Annotated in this window: 15 protein-coding genes and 1 tRNA gene; 9 read left to right on the top strand and 7 right to left on the bottom strand. The window is 58.9% G+C overall.

The genetic code is table 11. The features are described from left to right. The first annotated feature begins 11 nt into the window (after window positions 1-11). Window positions 12-1,568: an ArnT family glycosyltransferase gene (locus SIB58_RS16485; protein ID WP_231857190.1), complete on the top strand. Its 1,557-nt coding sequence runs from the start codon at window positions 12-14 to the stop codon at window positions 1,566-1,568. Between the two features lie 19 nt (window positions 1,569-1,587). Here the strand turns inward: SIB58_RS16485 and SIB58_RS16480 are convergent, their stop codons facing one another. From SIB58_RS16480 to psbD, 3 genes are all read right to left on the bottom strand, one after another. Further along, window positions 1,588-3,216: a DUF2079 domain-containing protein gene (locus tag SIB58_RS16480; protein ID WP_066911728.1), complete on the bottom strand. Its 1,629-nt coding sequence runs from the start codon at window positions 3,214-3,216 to the stop codon at window positions 1,588-1,590. Window positions 3,217-3,259: 43 nt separating this feature from the next. Then, window positions 3,260-4,213 (bottom strand): pectate lyase, encoded by a 954-nt coding sequence (locus SIB58_RS16475; protein WP_156486798.1) that lies wholly within the window; start codon window positions 4,211-4,213, stop codon window positions 3,260-3,262. A gap of 86 nt (window positions 4,214-4,299) precedes the next feature. Then, on the bottom strand, window positions 4,300-5,355 hold the full coding sequence (gene psbD, locus SIB58_RS16470) for a photosystem II D2 protein (photosystem q(a) protein) (protein ID WP_186538906.1): 1,056 nt from the start codon (window positions 5,353-5,355) through the stop codon (window positions 4,300-4,302). 155 nt (window positions 5,356-5,510) lie between these two features. Between psbD and SIB58_RS16465 the strand changes: the two genes are divergently transcribed. The 4 genes from SIB58_RS16465 to SIB58_RS16450 all read left to right on the top strand — a co-directional run bounded on the left by SIB58_RS16465 (window position 5,511) and on the right by SIB58_RS16450 (window position 7,733). Beyond that, a complete protein-coding gene (locus SIB58_RS16465; protein WP_066908984.1) occupies window positions 5,511-5,774 on the top strand; it encodes a hypothetical protein in 264 nt (87 codons plus the stop codon). A gap of 6 nt (window positions 5,775-5,780) precedes the next feature. Further along, a complete protein-coding gene (locus SIB58_RS16460; RefSeq protein ID WP_066908987.1) occupies window positions 5,781-6,479 on the top strand; it encodes an ABC transporter ATP-binding protein in 699 nt (232 codons plus the stop codon). A 23-nt stretch (window positions 6,480-6,502) separates the two neighbouring features. Next, a tRNA-Asn gene (locus SIB58_RS16455) sits at window positions 6,503-6,574 on the top strand. A gap of 361 nt (window positions 6,575-6,935) precedes the next feature. Next, a complete protein-coding gene (locus SIB58_RS16450) occupies window positions 6,936-7,733 on the top strand; it encodes a response regulator transcription factor (protein ID WP_066908990.1) in 798 nt (265 codons plus the stop codon). An 11-nt stretch (window positions 7,734-7,744) separates the two neighbouring features. Here the strand turns inward: SIB58_RS16450 and SIB58_RS16445 are convergent, their stop codons facing one another. From SIB58_RS16445 to SIB58_RS16435, 3 genes are read right to left on the bottom strand one after another with little or no spacing between them, the layout of a single operon-like run. Beyond that, entirely contained in the window at window positions 7,745-8,701 is a 957-nt protein-coding gene (locus SIB58_RS16445; protein ID WP_066909300.1) for a DNA polymerase III subunit delta', read from the bottom strand. Window positions 8,702-8,706: 5 nt separating this feature from the next. Beyond that, window positions 8,707-9,348: a dTMP kinase gene (gene tmk / locus SIB58_RS16440; protein ID WP_066908993.1), complete on the bottom strand. Its 642-nt coding sequence runs from the start codon at window positions 9,346-9,348 to the stop codon at window positions 8,707-8,709. A 2-nt stretch (window positions 9,349-9,350) separates the two neighbouring features. After that, entirely contained in the window at window positions 9,351-11,681 is a 2,331-nt protein-coding gene (locus tag SIB58_RS16435) for a heavy metal translocating P-type ATPase (protein ID WP_255355643.1), read from the bottom strand. Window positions 11,682-11,778: 97 nt separating this feature from the next. On the opposite strand from SIB58_RS16435, the gene SIB58_RS16430 reads away from it, so the two are divergent. Continuing rightward, on the top strand, window positions 11,779-12,300 hold the full coding sequence (locus SIB58_RS16430) for a photosystem I assembly protein Ycf3 (protein ID WP_066908996.1): 522 nt from the start codon (window positions 11,779-11,781) through the stop codon (window positions 12,298-12,300). Window positions 12,301-12,314: 14 nt separating this feature from the next. Here the strand turns inward: SIB58_RS16430 and radA are convergent, their stop codons facing one another. Continuing rightward, window positions 12,315-13,712, bottom strand: coding sequence for a DNA repair protein RadA (radA, locus tag SIB58_RS16425; protein ID WP_066908998.1), 1,398 nt, complete (start codon window positions 13,710-13,712; stop codon window positions 12,315-12,317). 90 nt (window positions 13,713-13,802) lie between these two features. On the opposite strand from radA, the gene rpaB reads away from it, so the two are divergent. The 3 genes from rpaB (at window position 13,803) to SIB58_RS16410 (ending at window position 17,026) form a co-directional block, all read left to right on the top strand. Then, the gene (rpaB, locus tag SIB58_RS16420; protein WP_066909001.1) at window positions 13,803-14,555 is read left to right on the top strand and encodes a response regulator transcription factor RpaB; all 753 of its coding nucleotides are present in this window, start codon (window positions 13,803-13,805) and stop codon (window positions 14,553-14,555) included. After that, entirely contained in the window at window positions 14,536-15,876 is a 1,341-nt protein-coding gene (gene plsX, locus SIB58_RS16415; protein WP_066909004.1) for a phosphate acyltransferase PlsX, read from the top strand. Before rpaB ends, plsX begins: the two co-directional genes overlap by 20 nt. Window positions 15,877-16,012: 136 nt before the next feature. Beyond that, the gene (locus SIB58_RS16410; protein ID WP_066909305.1) at window positions 16,013-17,026 is read left to right on the top strand and encodes a beta-ketoacyl-ACP synthase III; all 1,014 of its coding nucleotides are present in this window, start codon (window positions 16,013-16,015) and stop codon (window positions 17,024-17,026) included. Window positions 17,027-17,035 lie beyond the last annotated feature (9 nt).

Raw genomic sequence — 17,035 nt, 5'->3', positions numbered from 1 at the left:
AGGGTCCTTCAATGACAGCTAGTTGCCTTGGCAGCAGAAAGCAAAATCTCCTTGCTGCTGCAACCTGGATTCCAATCAGTCTGGGAGTCATCCTGCGCGGCATTCAGGTCTGGATGCCCATCACCGGTATCCACAGCTGGCGGCAAGCCGATACTGCCGCGATGGCCCGACATTTCCATCTTTCAAAGACTCCGATCTGGCTACCACAGATCGACTGGGCAGGTGCATCAGCTGGCTATGTGGAATCAGAGTTCCCACTCTTCCCATACCTGACAAGTCAGCTTTATCAATTTTTTGGCCTTCACGAGTGGCTGGGACGCTGCATCTCGATCCTCTGCAGCGGATTAACCATTTGGCTCGTCATTCGGCTAGGTCGACGCTGGTTTAATCCGACAGCTGGCTGGTGGGGCGGAATGGCAATGGCTGTTGCTCCTCTGGGCGTTTATTACGGCCGCAGCTTTCAAGCAGAAGCGCTGATGTTGCTTTGTGCTGCAGCAGCACTCGAATGCCATAGCGTTTGGAACAGTCAGAAATCAAATCAGAAATCAAAATGGTGGCTGATTCTGAGTTGGCTGTTTTTTACAACTGCTGCACTGATCAAAGTTATTCCTTTGCTTTGGATGGGACTTCCATTGCTCCTTGTGCATCTGACCCCCGCTCCACGCGAGCAGGCAACCACGCTCAAAGCGACTGCTCAACAGTTGCTCAGGCTGTTGCGATCTCCGGGTTTCTGGATCTACAGCGGAACATCGATTGCGATTCTTTCAGCCTGGTATTTGCATGCCTACCACCTTGGTGAAGCCAGCGGGTTGAGCTTCGGCTTCTGGGGGGGAGACAGCGATCGCAGCAACATCGGCCTGATTCTGAATCTCTCCAGCTGGCTGAATCTGACGATACGAACTGGCATCAGGGTGTTGTGTGTGATCGGCATCCCATTCCTGATTCTTGGGGGGATTCGCAGCTGGTCGACAGGCGGAGGGCGCATTGCGATCGGAGGGTTGATCGGGCTGCTGCTCTGCACCGTCGCCACCATGCGGTCCAGCACCGTTCATGACTACTACCAGTTCCCGCTGCTGTTGTTCACATCACCGCTGATTGGAGTGGGCTGGGACTCTTGGCAGAAGCAGCAAAACGGACGACTGATCTGGGCGCTTCTGGGGCTTTGGATGACCATCAGCATGGTTGTGCTTTCACTTGATTACTGGGCTGTCGAGGTTCGCCAGAGCAGAATCTGGATGCCACTGGCGACGACCATCCGCAATGAGCTCCCGGCCGATGCCCGACTGATCACGGTGACCGGCCCAGACCCAACTCTCCTCAATCTCTCCCGTCGCCAGGGTTGGCTCATCTCCAGCGAGAAAATCACCCCATCGCGGATGACGGAACTGAAGCAAGCAGGGGCTAGTCATCTAGCAGGAAGCTTTCTCTGGGAGGAGACATATCAGGCCATGCCAGAAGATCATCAAAAAACACTTCGTCGTATCGCATCATCCAGCGATAACGGCTGGATCGACGAAAGACAGCAGACGTTTCTTATCCCGCTCAAGAATCTACCGACCGACTTTTAATTCATCACCGCAGAGATCATCATTCAATCCACGGACAAGCTCCGACAGAACCGACGTTGTTGAGTGCTGATCCAACAAAACCGCGCTGTCGCTGCAACACAACTGTTCCTTCACGGCAGTGCATCAACTGATAATCACCGGATTCAGTGAGCTTGTTCAACGCACGCCGAATCGAACGCTGCTGGTTGTGCTCAAGATCGAACACCGGCGCGAGCGGTGAATAAAACCCTGGGAATGCCACCACCCAATCAACATCCTGCGGATCTCCATCTCGATCGCGGTATTGAACACTTTTCGGGAAGCGGATGACCACATCCCGTTGAGCCAAAAGCGGCAGAAGGGGGGTATCCGCTGAAACGGAAGCCTGCTCAGGGACCATGGCCACGGCCTCAAGCGCAGCGGCCCTTCGATCGAGCATCTCGGCTGGAGGCACATGCACCCAGGGAGAAAAACTGTCGGGAACCAGTGCTGAAAGGCTGCGATGGGGATTGCCAACCAGTGTGAGCAGCAGCCCGAGGCTGAGGGCTCCTGTCCAGCATCGACGAATCCAGCGTCTGGACCAGATGGCAGGGTGCGCCTGCCACCAGAGGACCGCTCCCAGGTACAGGCCGGGAACCAGTGCCAAGACATAACGCAGCGTGACTGACAGCGCTGAACGTCCCTGAGAGACCAGAGCGATGAACAGAGGAGCGGCCACCAGCAGCAACGAATCAACGGAAAGCAGCGGGATGAACAGCAACGGCAGACTCAGCGCAAGCAGGAAGCCGAGCGTGCTGCCTGGCGGAGACACAATCGCCTGCAGCAGTTCCAGAGGCTGGCGGAGCATGCCGAGCATCAGCGCAAACGTGCCACCTGAAACGTCCTCGACCAGATGTCCGAACTTCTCCTGAAGGAAGCGATCAGAAAGAGAGGAATCCACCGCTGGCTGAATCCAGCCCGTGACCAGCAGGACCCAGACAAATGACATCAACATCAAGCCGGCAGACATCCAGCGCATACCCGGCCGCCTCACAAGACCCCAGAGCCCAAGCGAAAACAACAGCAGACCGCTGTCTTCACGCACCAGCAACAGCAGCAGCGCGGTGATGATCAGCTGACCACGACGGTCTTCGAGCAGAGCCTCCACAACAAGAAATCCAAGCAGTGGCAACCAGATGAGATCGTGAAAATTCTCAAGTGCAGGCCCAATGACCGCTCCGCTCAGGTAGTAGGCGGCGGTAATCCTGAGGGCAAGAGAGTGTGGCAGACGCCTTGAAGCGATCCTCCACAACACAAGACCTGCCGCCGTCAGCAAGGACACCTGCGCTAGCGGTAATGCCCAGCTGCCGATGAGTGCCAGCAGCGGAGCAACGATCAGCGTGAGTACATTGGCATGCTGACCAAGGTGCAGATAACCGATGCGGGGCAGCTCCCCACCCACCTTCACAGGACCCGATAAAACAGAGGAAAGGCTGCTTTCAAAAGGCCTCCCCTGAGCCGTCGACCAGAGCTCCTGCAAAAACAAAGCCTGGTCGTAGGTGGCGCTCAGACTTTCCAGCCGCCAGATCTGAATGGCCAGACACAGCAGAAAGAAACCTGCCGCCAAGAGAATGACAGGCCGAGGAAATGACCAGGGGGCTGAAACACCTGTTGGGTAGGGGTCGCTCATGCAGCCCTGACTTGATGTTCGAGCAGGCTACGGATTGCTTGAATCACAGTTCACCGGGTTGGTGCTCGAAGGCTCCCAGCAAGACATGCGTCCTGAGAAGCATTAATAAGCCCGATCCATACAGAACAAGCTCACCCCATTCCTGGTCGCGGTTGTGGACGACATCAGACCATGACTCCGTGGCCACGCAATAGGCAAGGCCGACCACCAGCAGAAAGAGTGGCCAGGCGTAAGGAGCAGGCATCAATGCCTGCACAAGTGTTTTTCGCTGCGCTGACGATCGACGCAGGGCTCTCCTGCAGATCCAAGGAAGCAGCAGTACAGCAGCCAGCAAAGCCAGCGTTGCCAGAAACGTGAAGAGATCAAGACGATCCTGAAACCAGCCAATGTTGTGAATGGTGGTCTCCTGCTGGGCATTGATGGATCGAACTGATTCCGGCGTCTGCCAGCCAAAAATCACCTGCCCCCAGGCCAGCTCTTCCAAAAGCAACAGACCAAGAAGCAGTGCAAATCCTCTGGCCAGCAGGCATGGAGCTGGGTGCGCCAACTGTCGCCTGAGATCTGCCCCGATCAGCCAGGCCACACGACAGGCTGCGGCCAGAACGAGCACCTGGCTCCACTCGACCAGGCCACCTTCGCCGAAGACAAGCCTTTTGTAGGCATCAATGTCTGCTGCGCTGATCTTTAAAACGGCAATCAACAGAATCGCTGCTGCGACCAGCAACCAAACGGCCAGTCGACGTGCACGATGGGCAGGCTCGTCTGCATCGGCCAGCATTCGCGTCATCCATGGGGAGATGCGCCCCCATGCCATCACGACCGCCAGCGCCAAAGCGAGCAGGAACCAACCTGAATCAGCACTGACTCCAGCGCCGAACCCAGCGAGCAGAAGCTGGATGAAACCGATCATGAGTGCCAGAACGGCCGCAGATCCCAGACCGACAATCAACCAATGCGTTAATCGCACTCCCCTGGAATAGCGCATTGAAAATGGCATGTCCCAGACGTTAGGAGCATGGGTCTTCGATCAGACCACAAAAAAAGGGCCCCTTTCGGGGCCCTGGCATGGATGGTTTGAAACAATCAGAGCGCATTACCGCGAGGTAGAACCTCTTCAGGGAAGACGAAGTTTTCGTGTGGCTGGTCAGCCGGTGCCATCCAGGCACGCAGACCTTCATTCAGAAGGATGTTCTTGGTGTAGAAGGTCTCGAATTCGGGATCTTCTGCAGCGCGGATTTCCTGTGACACGAAGTCATAGGCGCGCAGGTTGAGGGCCAGGCCGATGATGCCGATGGAGCTGGTCCAAAGGCCCATCACAGGCACGAACAACATGAAGAAGTGCAGCCAGCGCTTGTTGGAGAAGGCGATCCCGAAGATCTGACTCCAGAAACGGTTGGCGGTGACCATGGAATAGGTCTCTTCTTCCTGGGTGGGTTCGAACGCCTTGAAGGTGTTGGCCTGTTCACCATCCTCAAACAAGGTGTTTTCCACGGTGGCGCCGTGAATGGCGCAGAGCAGTGCACCGCCGAGGATGCCGGCGACGCCCATCATGTGGAAGGGGTTGAGGGTCCAGTTGTGGAAGCCCTGCAGGAAGAGCAGGAAACGGAAGATCGCTGCTACACCGAAGGAGGGCGCGAAGAACCAGCTGCTCTGGCCGAGGGGATACATCAGGAAGACACTGACGAACACCGCGATCGGACCGGAGAAGGCGATGGCGTTGTAAGGACGGATGCCGACCAGACGGGCGATCTCGAACTGACGCAGCATGAAGCCGATCAGGGAGAAGGCACCGTGCAGGGCCACGAAGGCCCAGAGGCCGCCGAGCTGACACCAGCGAACAAAGTCGCCCTGGGCTTCAGGGCCCCAGAGCAGCAGCAGGCTGTGACCCATCGCATCAGCGGGGGTGGACACAGCAGCTGTGAGGAAGTTGCAACCTTCCAGGTACGAGGAGGCAATGCCGTGGGTGTACCAAGAGGTGACAAAAGTGGTGCCTGTGAGCCAGCCACCGATGGCCAGATAGGCCGTTGGAAAGAGAAGAATGCCGGACCAGCCGACAAAAACGAAGCGGTCGCGCTTGAGCCAGTCATCGAGGACGTCAAACCATCCCCGCTGTGGCGCGCGTCCTACAGCGATCGTCATGAGAGAGCTTCATGAAGCTTTACGTGCCGAGCCTAGTTGGAGTCGGCGATTCTGTGGGCAATGATTCAAAAATTGCTTTCGACATGAGTAGAAATGCTCATCACTACACACCTGCCCTTCATTCGCGAAGATGACCTGAGTGAAGAATTCCGACCGTGTACGTGATTGAGCTGGCTCTGCGCATGAGCCCGATGCCCGTTTCCGTGCAGCGCAAGGAGCTTGACGCTGCCGAAGGGCTTTATCAACAGGTGCGGTCGGCCCTTGAGCAGGGGCAACCAAAGTTGCTCGAACTGACTTGCGAAAAGGTTGAAGGCAAACGTCTCAGCGTGCTCACCAATGATCTGCTGGCAGTGCAGATCTACGAAAAAACAGCGGCTGCGGGTGGAAGCAAGCGTCCGGGCTTCTCTCTGGATGGCTGAACCTGCATGAGCCCGGATCAACAGGCCGCGCAGGCAGGACTGAGATTCGAGAGAGTCAGTTTCAGCTGGCCCTGCGGCACAAAAGCTCTTGATCGCTGCAGCTTCCAGATTCCCGGACCGGGACTCTGGATGCTTGTGGGCAGCAACGGCAGCGGAAAAAGCACCCTGTTCAGAATCATCAGCGGCCTTATCAGCCCTCAGTCAGGCCTTGTTAGCCAAGAGCTGAGGCCAGCTCTTGTTTTCCAGAATCCAGACCACCAACTTTTACTGCCCAGCTGCGGCAGCGAGCTTCTGCTCAATCTGCCTTCCGGCTTGAGCCGTCATGAACAGCGTCACAGAATCCATCGACTGATGGAGCAGGTCGGACTGGCAGATATGGCAGGACGACCGATTCACACCCTGAGTGGCGGCCAGAAGCAACGTCTGGCCATCGCCGGCGCGCTGGCAAGCGAAGCAACGCTTCTGCTCCTCGATGAACCCACAGCACTGCTGGATCCCACCAGTCAGGCAGCCATCCTGAGCACGGTCCAACAGCTCTGCCACCGGTCCAGGTCTCCCTTGACAGCTCTCTGGATCACCCACCGACTTGGAGAATTGGATCATGCCGATGGAGCCGCCAGAATGGAGCGGGGACGAGTCGGCGCCTGGCAGAACGGACCATCGCTGCGAAATCAACTTGAACCCCTTGCGGGACGGCATGGCTGAGGGGTAGGTTCTCCACGTCACATTCCTCGGTAGCTCAGCGGTAGAGCGGTCGACTGTTAATCGATTGGTCGCAGGTTCGAATCCCGCCCGGGGAGTTCTGTTCAATTTCATCACCACGGCTCATTGAGTTGTGGTGATTTTTGTTGAAAACGTCCCACCGACTCTCACCAGGTTGAGGACTGAACGTTCCAGCAGCTGAATCCCCTGCCTGAAAATGCCCTGAAAAACGGAATTTCCTTAACAGTTGCCCCTCGAAACCGAAGACTTTCTTTAGAGGCCACGAAGTCAAGCCGTGTCGAATTAGCCGAAAAAACTAGTTATAGCAGTACTTCTCAACCAAGTAATCCTGTTCACTCCCCATCAGGACATCTCTGCAAGCCAGAAAGAACCTTGAGAGAATCTGTCAAGCAATGACGCGGCATACCCTCGTCCAACTTTTCCTCCGCTGCTCTGTCGATGAAGCCCTGCATCCTGCTAATCGAAGACGACCGGGACATGCGTGAACTGGTGAGTGGTCACCTTGAGCACAGTGGCTTCGATGTTCAAAGTGCTGACGATGGGATCAAGGGCCAGGCACTGGCTCTGCAATACAGCCCGGATCTGATTCTTTTGGATCTGATGCTGCCCAAAGTCGATGGACTCACTCTCTGCCAGCGTCTTCGACGCGATGAGCGTACGGCGGCAATCCCAATCCTGATGCTCACTGCACTTGGTGGAACCAAAGACAAGGTGAGTGGGTTCAATTCCGGAGCGGACGATTACCTGACCAAGCCCTTCGACCTGGAGGAACTTCAGGTGAGGGTCAAGGCATTGTTACGCCGCAGCGATCGAGCACCGGTTGGGACAACTAGCAACCATCACGAAATCCTCAGTTACGGTCCGCTGACCCTTGTTCCTGAGCGATTTGAAGCGATCTGGTTCGATCGACCTGTGCGCCTCACTCACCTTGAATTTGAATTGCTGCACTGTCTTTTGCAGCGTCATGGTCAGACCGTTGCACCGTCTCTCATCCTCAAGGAGGTTTGGGGATATGAGCCAGACGACGACATCGAAACCATCCGAGTGCATGTGAGGCACTTGCGCACAAAACTTGAGCCAGATCCCCGTAAACCGCGCTTCATCAAAACTGTTTATGGAGCCGGTTATTGCCTGGAGCTTCCAACCGGAGCCCAGCTCGAAGGTCTTCAAGACGTTCTCGCTCAGGCACGCCAGGAGCGTGAACAGAAAGATCAGGAGAGTCGGGCCAGCGCTTGATCCGAGGTTGGTCAAGTTTCAATCAGTTTGAGTAGTGCCACCTCCCAGGCAAGCCTGGGTTGAACAAACGACAGCAGATGCTGGCGAAGACGATTCAGCCTTTTAAGACGCTCAGGCTGATTAGATGAATTCCAAAGTCTGTGCTGCCACCAGTTGATCATCCAGAGCTGCTGATCTCCTTCGAGCTGCTCTGTCACATCTCTCGCCAAAGCGAGAGCTTGCAATGGTGTGGTGGGAAGGCTTTGAAATCTTTGCCTCAGCTCCTCTGGGATGGTGTTCCAAACCCGCACATGCTCCAGCAGAGCCCCAGGCGATCCACCTGCCAGGGCCAGGAGCTCTGGATGACTGGCCGCCAGAGCAAGCGCTTGCTCACCTGTCCCGTCCGGCAATTGCACAAGCACTGAGCGCATGCAAACCTCGCTGAGATGTGTGAAACGGATCTGCTGACATCGCGATCGAATCGTGGTCAGGAGTCTTTCCGGTGCAGCGGACAACAGAATCAACAGTCCGTGTCCTGGCTCTTCAAGAGTCTTGAGCAGTGCGTTGGCCGCTCCCTCCGCCATGGCCTCAGGTTGTTCGAGAATCACCAAACCCCTCGGCGACTGCAAAGGCTGACGGGCCAGAAATCTGCTCAGCTCACGGATCTGCTCCAAGCGCACCTGCGGTGGTGTCCGCTTGCTCACGCCCATGGACTCGGCTTCCGATCGTGGGATCAGACGGCCCTGATGGTTGTAGGTGGGCTCGACCCAGAGCAAGTCGGGATGGTTGCGTTCTTCAAGCCGCCTGCGTTCGCGTGGAATCGAGTCACCTCCACCCAGCAGACCTTCCAAGAAACGGAGCGCCGCAAGACGTCGGCCCACTCCCTCTGGGCCACTGAACAAATAAGCGGGAGCCAGTCGACGGTTTTGCAGAGCCGCAATGAGCAACCGTTGCGCCAGCGGCTGACCCTGCAATTCGCCGAACAACATCTCAGTCACAGCGATGCCTTAGCCAACCAATCCCTCAGCCGTCTGCGAATGAGCTGTTGCACCTGATCAGCGCTCTGGTCTGCCGCCACAGCTGTCCATCCGCGCTCCGCGGACAGGCGCTGGAAACCCTCAGACACCCGCGCCAGAAAGGCCTCACCTTCGGCTTCGATCCGGTCATCGCTGCGTGCACCGCGCCGTTTGAGGCTCTCCTGCAGGGGTAGATCAAGCCAGAACGTGAGATCCGGCGTCACACCAACCGTGGCGATGCGCTCCAGATCGAGGATGGTCTGCAGATCGAGTCCCCGGCCATCCCCCTGATAGGCGATGGTGGAACCGCTGAAACGATCGCTCAGGATCCAGTCTCCTCGCTGCAGAGCTGGGCGGATCAGGCGTTCAACGTGCTGAGAGCGATCTGCGGCATAAAGCAGCAATTCAGCGATGGGAGCCGGAGCCGACTCTTGCGGTGGATTGAGCAGGAGCTCGCGCAACGCACGACCAAGGGGTGTGCCGCCGGGTTCACGCGTGAGATGCAGCGTGGCTCCGGAAGGCATCAAGCCACTGGCTGGAAGCCAATCAGCCAGATGGCGAAGCTGCGTGGTTTTGCCACAGCCATCGATGCCCTCAAGCACCAGAAAACGCCCGACCATGATCAGCGGAGACGCAGGCTGAGGGCATTCAAAACCACCGACACGGAGCTGAGGGCCATGAGCAGTGCAGCAAGCGGCGGAGAGAGCAGCAGATTGAAGCCCGGCAAGAGAGCGCCTGCAGCGACTGGCAAAGCGATCATGTTGTAGCCGAATGCCCAGAACAGGTTCTGCCGAATCTTGGCCATCGTGCGTCTGGCCAGAGTCAGGGCTTCCGGCAAAGCCTCGAGCCGATCGCCAAGCAGCACCAGATCTGCGGTGTCCTGAGCAATCTGTGTACCCGTGCCCACGGCGATACCCAGATCCGCCGCGGCCAGGGCAGGGGCATCATTAATGCCGTCGCCAACCATTCCCACAGTCTCGTTTGCGCGCCAGTGTTCGAGGCGCTCCAGCTTCTGATTCGGGAGGAGTTGCCAGGCCAGTTCGTCATCAGCGAAGCCGAGCATCTGCGCAATCTTTTCAACGGCCTGACGACGATCACCACTGAGCATTCCCAGTGTCAGCCCCTGATCCCTCAAACGCTGAAGTGCAACAGGGGCATCGGGCCTGAGGCGGTCATCAATGGCCACCACGCCCAGCGGTTCGGCACCAAGACCAACTGCCACAAGCGTCTGTCCGCGTTGCAGAGCTTCCTCAACAGCCTGCTGTTGCGTTGCAGACCACACCACACCTTCCTGCTGAAGCCATTCAGGAGAGCCCACCCGCAGTTGTCCCTTGAGGGACTCGAGTTTGCCCTTCATACCGGAACCTGGCAGGGTCCGACTGTCCGTCACCGGCAAGAGCGTGAGATTGAGCCGCTGGGCCTCCTGCAACAGCGCATGGGCCAGAGGATGCCGGCTCGTTTGTTCCAGACTTGCTGCCAGTTGGATCGTGCGGGAGGCATCCTCACTGGCCATCACCGCAGCCACGAGCGGACGACCCAGGGTGAGCGTTCCGGTCTTGTCAAAGACCATCCGCTGAACGGAGGCGGACTGCTCGATCACATCTCCGCCTCTGAACAGCCAGCCCTGGCGTGCGGCAAGTCCTGAAGAGACAGTGATCACTGTGGGCGTTGCCAGGCCAAGGGCACAGGGACAGGCCACCACAAGCACGGCAATGGCCAGTTGAAGTCCGAGGCCGAACGGTGTCTGAGCTCCGGCTCCAAGGGAGCCATGGAGCGCAGCATCATGGCCATGATCCATGAGCACCACAGGAACCTCCAGGACCTGAGGCCAGAGACGGCTGCCCAGCTGCCACCAGAACAGGAAGGTGACAAGCGCCAGGCTGACAACGCCGTAGCAAAAACGGCCAGCCACCCTGTCAGCCAGTCCCTGGATGGGAGCTCGTCTGGCCTGAGCCTCCTCAACAAGGGCAATGATGCGAGCCAGGGCCGTGTCGCTGCCGACACGCTGAACCTCCATCTCCAGATTGGCCTCCAGATTGAGACAACCGGAACTGAGCTCCGTGCCGGGTTCGGCCTCGAGCGGCAGCGGTTCACCGGTGAGACTTGACAGATCAACAGCAGAACAGCCGTTCCGCACCACACCATCCACAGGGATCCTGTCTCCAGCAAGCAGCTGGATGCATTCGCCTGGACGGAGCACAGAGACGGGCACCTCGCGAACCGTGTCATCAGCCATCAACAGACGCGCCGTATCGGGCTGCAGGGCAGCAAGCTCCTGCAGAGCCCTGCCCGTACGACGGCGTGCACGTTCCTCCAGGAATCGCCCCAGCAGAACGAAACCGAGAAGCATCACAGGTTCGTTGAAAAAACAGGGCCACCCCACGGCAGGCCAGATCAGTGCCACCAGACTCGCCAGATAGGCACTTCCGACACCAAGGCTGACGAGGGTATCCATGCTTGGCACACCACTGCGCAGCGCAGACCAGCCACTGACCAGGATCGGGCGACCGGGCCCGAGCAGAGCCACCGTGGCCAGGGCAGCATGGAAGCTGAGCGTGCCGATCAGCGGCAGAGAGAGCGTCCCAGCTTCAGCGAGGTGACCAAGCACCGACAGCAGCAGCAGCACAAGAGCGACCATCAGTTGTCGCCACTGCTGCCACCATCCCCTGGTTCGCTCGGGCTCCGTTTCCTTGGAGAAGAGTCCGCTCTGTCGGGGCTGTGCTGGAAAACCTCGGCCACGCAAGGCCGCCAGCACGTCATCAAGCAACGGCTGAGAGGACGATGTCGCCTCGCCATCAAGCCGCAGCCAGGCACTGCGGGTCACAAGGTTGACACTGGCCTCTTTCACACCTGGCTGAGCGAGCAGCGTGCGCTCCACTGCACGAACGCACGCCCCACACTTCATCCCCTCCACATCCAGAAGCACAGCATGGGACTGTGCGGTCGGGTCCAATGGATGGGAAGACGCTGCTGACACTTCAACGGTTCACACCACTCCACGCTAGGCAGCACCTGTTGGGTTCAGGATGGTTTAATCCGTCCGGCTTTCCGTGCCACGCAGCAACCGCAACGACAACTTCATCGACAAGAGCTTCACGGTCATGGCCGACCTGATTGTGAAGCTGCTGCCGATCAATGCCCGGGCCAAGGAGGCCTACGTGTATTACCGCGACGGACTGTCTGCTCAGAACGACGGTGATTACGCCGAAGCTCTCGAAAACTATGAAGAGAGCCTGAAGCTTGAGGAGAACCCGATCGATCGCGGAGAAACCCTCAAGAACATGGCGATCATCTACATGAGCAATGGCGAAGAAGACAGGGCAATCGAGACCTATCAACAGGCTCTGGATGAAAACCCCAAACAGCCCTCCTGTCTCAAAAACATGGGGCTGATCTACGAGAAGCGCGGCCGGATTGCCGAGGAAGAGGGTCGGCGCGATGAAGCAGATGTGTGGCTAGACAAAGCCGCTGAAGCCTGGACTCAGGCGGTGCGACTGAATCCAGGGGGGTATCTGGACATCGAGAACTGGCTCAAATCCAGCGGCCGCAGCAACGTGGACGTCTACTTTTGAGGCATAACAGCGACTCAGTTCTCGCCATCCTCGGGGTTCACACCTAGCCCCAGCACGAGGGCTTCGGTGATGGATCCCGCCTCCAGCAGTTCCAGATCGAGGCCAGATGCGATCGGACCCAGGCCGCTTCCCCGCGGCACGACCGCACGTCTGAATCCAAGACGCACAGCCTCCTGCAATCGCAACTCCAGCTGTCCTACCGGTCGAAGCTGACCGCCCAGACCAAGTTCCCCGAGCAGGACAGTACCGACCGGCAGAGTCAGGTCCCTGAAACTGGCCACCACTGCCGCCGCCACTCCCAGATCTGCTGCGGGCTCCTCCACATCCAGGCCACCAGCCACGGCCAGATAGCAATCGAACCGTGAGAGTGGCAAGCCCATGTGCTTTTCCAGCACAGCCAGGATCTGATGCAGGCGGTTCACGGCGATGCCGGTGGCGGTCCGACGAGGGCTGGCATAACTGGTGGAGCTCACCAGGGCTTGCAGGTCAACCACCAGTGGCCGGGTGCCTTCACAGGCAACGATCGTTGCCACCCCATTGGCCCGCTCTCCACTGAGGAACAACTCACTGGGATTGCCGACCTCCTCGAGGCCCTGACCACGCATCTCAAAGACCCCCAGCTCGTGGGTGGCCCCGAACCGGTTCTTGACAGCCCGAAGCAGGCGATGGCTGGCGAAGCGGTCGCCCTCGAAGGTGAGCACCGCATCCACAAGGTGTTCAAGCACCTTGGGTCCGGCCAGCACGCCTTCCTTTGTGACGTGTCCCACAAGCAGCAGCGCGGTGTTCTGACGCTTCGCCAGTCTCTGCAGAGCCGCAGCACATTCCCTCACTTGAGCGACAGAACCAGGTGCACTGGAGAGTTCGGCGTCGTGCAAGGCCTGAATGCTGTCGATGATGGCCACATCTGGCCTCAGAGCCTCGAGTTCCTCCAGCACCAGCTCGAGATCCGTCTCCGCCAGCAGCTGCAGATCACTGCTGTCAGCAGTGAGCCGCTGCCAGCGCAGCTTCACCTGCTGCGCAGATTCCTCGGCGCTCACGTAGAGCACCACACGATCCCGCGCAATGGCCGACGCGCTCTGCAGCAGCAGTGTGCTCTTGCCGATACCAGGATCACCCCCAACCAGCACCAGCGATCCAGGGACCAGTCCCCCGCCAAGAACCCGGTTGAGCTCCCCGTAACCACTGCCGATGCGCTGAAGGGGCTGATCGCCGAGGGATGCCATCGACGTGGAACGACGCGCCTTCGGTGCCGCTGAGGGATCGCCCCCGGAGCGACGGCGGCGGCCGTCGTCCTTGGGTGCCGATTGCTCCACCAGAGAATTCCAGCTACCGCAGCTGCTACACCGCCCAAAGAACTGCCGTGTCTGGGCACCACAGCTCTGACAGACGTAAAAATTGGCCGATCGGGGCACGTCGAATGATGAAGAAAGTTGGCGCTACGTGAACGACTGAACCCGCTAATCACCTATTTGTGAGCACTATCTTCGCTCCTTGCCGGCGATATGACGGCCTCAGCACCCTCCACCTCCAAGGAAACCATCCTCGTGGTGGATGACGAGGCCAGCATCCGCAGGATCCTCGAAACCCGCCTCTCGATGATCGGGTACAACGTCGTCACTGCCTGCGACGGGACCGAAGCCCTGGAAAGCTTCCAGGAATGCAACCCGGATCTGGTCGTGCTCGACGTGATGATGCCGAAGCTGGATGGCTACGGGGTCTGTCAGGAACTGCGCAAGGAGTCGGATGTTCCGATTGTGATGCTTACAGCGCTGGGCGATGTCGCTGACCGGATCACCGGTCTGGAGCTCGGAGCGGACGACTATGTGATCAAACCCTTCAGTCCGAAGGAGCTTGAGGCACGAATCCGCTGCGTTTTGCGCCGCGTGGAAAAAGAGCACGCTGCCGGCATCCCCAACTCCGGAGTGATCCAGGTCTCAGACCTGAAGATCGACACCAACAAGCGGCAGGTGTTCCGCAACGACGAACGGATCCGTCTCACCGGGATGGAATTCAGTCTGCTTGAACTGCTTGTGAGCCGATCGGGCGAACCGTTCAGCCGCGGTGAGATCCTGAAGGAGGTGTGGGGTTACACCCCTGAACGCCACGTCGACACCCGGGTCGTGGATGTTCATATCTCACGTCTTCGTTCCAAATTGGAAGACGACCCGGCCAACCCCGAGCTGATCCTCACCGCTCGCGGCACCGGTTACCTGTTCCAGCGCATCGTCGATTCTGTTGCCTCCGAAGGATCCTGACCTCACCCCGGACGCTGCGCCGAGGATCAAAGCCCGCCGATCCAAGGCTGTTCGACGCCTTGTGATTTGGTACCGGCGCAATGCTGCAGTGACCAGCCTGGTTGACACCGCAACAACTTCAGCCAATGCGGCCGGCAATGTGGCAGGTTCCGTCACTTCAATGGCGGGAACTGTGGTGAACAGTGCCGGAAGCATGGCCGGCTCCGTTCTCCAACCCGTGATGGATCCGCTCCGGCGCCTTCAGGGCGGGGTCCCTGGCGAGGAACTCGAAATCGATGACCGTGACCGCGTCTGGGTGGCCGTCGACGGAATGGGGGGTGACAACGCGCCCGTTCCGATTCTGGAGGGATGCCTCCAGGCCATCGAACGGCTGGCCGTGAAAATCCGCTTCGTCGGCGAAACGGACCGGGTGCTGGAAGCCGCCTCTACAGCAGGACTGGCTGAAGCATTGAATGCGGCGATCGATGCAGGACTGCTGGAACTGATCACCAGCGGCCACTCCGTGGAAATGCATGAGGAGGCCACGGTGGTGCGACGCAAACGCGACGCCAGCATCAACGTGGCCATGGATCTCGTGAAGCGAGGCGAGGCCCAGGCCGTTTACTCAGCAGGCAACTCCGGGGCTGTCATGGCTTCAGCCATCTTCCGACTGGGAAGACTGGCCGGCATCGACCGACCCGCCATCGGTGCCCTGTTTCCCACCAAAGATCCCGGCCAGCCAGTGCTGGTTCTCGACGTGGGCGCCAACATGGATTGCAAGCCCTCCTACCTGCACCAATTCGCCCTGCTGGGAGACATCTACTGCAGGGATGTGCTGCAGGTGAGCCAACCCAGGATCGGACTGCTCAACATCGGCGAGGAGGAATGCAAGGGCAATGATCTTTCCGTTCGCACCCATGAGCTGCTCATCGAGGAATCACGTCTGCACTTCGCCGGCAACTGTGAGGGGCGGGATGTGCTGTCGGGTGAGTTCGATGTGGTGGTCTGTGATGGCTTTACCGGCAATGTCCTGCTGAAGTTCCTTGAATCCGTCGGCAGTGTGCTTCTTGGTGTGCTCAGAGCCGAACTGCCACGTGGGCGTCGAGGCAAGGTGGGTTCCGCCTTCCTGCGCAGGAACCTCAAGCGCATCAAGAAGCGGTTGGATCACGCCGAACATGGCGGAGCACTGCTTCTGGGCGTGAATGGCATCTGCGTGATCGGCCACGGCAGCAGCAAAGCCTTGTCAGTGGTCAGTGCCTTGCGGCTGGCCCATTCCGCCGCCAGTCATGGTGTGATGGACCATCTTGCCCAGCTTGGGGCCAAAGCCACCTTCCGGGCTTAAGCAGCCAGCAGGCTTCAACAGAGCAGAACTCGGCAGTCACAACTCGACTCGCAGAACTGAGGGTCTGATCAACCCCCTTGCCTGACAGGCGTTCTGGCGGACTGTGATTGACTGACGCCACTGCTTGGACCCTCTTTTGGCTGGAGCATCACCGCACTCTCGAGGCGTCGCTCTGGTCGGCAGCGGTAGCGCCCAGGCAGCCCAGGTGATCACAAACAACCAGCTGGGTCTACGAGTGGAGACCAGCGATGAATGGATCCGCAGCCGCACAGGTATTTCCACTCGACGGGTGAGCTGCCCCGATCAGAGCCTGAACGACCTTGCCGCTGAAGCCGGCCGATCTGCTCTGCACATGGCCGGATGGTCCGCCGACAGCCTCGACTTGGTGTTGCTGGCGACCTCAACTCCGGATGATCTGTTTGGCTCAGCGCCAGCAGTGCAGGCCAGGCTTGGGGCTTCGAATGCCGTGGCGTTTGATCTCACAGCCGCCTGCAGCGGCTTTTTGTTTTCGCTGGTGACGGCCGCTCAGTACCTGCGCACAGGAGCCATGCGACGGGCGCTTGTGATCGGCGCCGACCAGCTGAGCCGTTTCGTGGACTGGGATGACCGACGCAGCTGTGTGCTGTTCGGCGATGGAGCCGGAGCTGTCGCCATTGAAGCTGCCGACAACGATGGACTCCTGGGGTTTCTGTTGCGCAGTGATGGAGCACGCGGTGGAGTACTCAACCTGCCTGCACTCGACAGCGATAAACCCCTGGCTGCCGATACACGCCATCGACAGGGTGGCTACCGACCGATCGAGATGAACGGTCAGGAGGTGTATAAGTTCGCCGTGCGTGAAGTCCCGGCGGTCCTGCAATGCCTGCTTGAACGCTGTGAGATTGGCCCGGAGGCCATCGACTGGCTGCTGCTGCATCAAGCCAATCAGCGCATCCTGGATGCCGTTGCCGATCGCTTTGCGATTCCCAGGGCCAAGGTGCTGAGCAACCTGGCGCACTACGGCAACACCTCAGCGGCAACCATCCCTCTGGTTCTGGATGAAGCAGTGCGGGATGGCCAAATCCGGCCTGGACAGCTGCTGGCAAGCAGTGGTTTTGGAGCTGGTCTGAGCTGGGGAGCCGCCCTGTTCCGCTGGCAGGGTCCCGCTTAGGCTCCCAGC

Origin of the sequence: Synechococcus sp. MIT S9504 (assembly GCF_047497135.1) — a bacterium.
GTDB lineage: Bacteria > Cyanobacteriota > Cyanobacteriia > PCC-6307 > Cyanobiaceae > Synechococcus_C.
The sequence above is the reverse complement of the archived record's forward strand: the minus strand, read 5'-3'. Positions and strand labels throughout refer to the sequence as shown.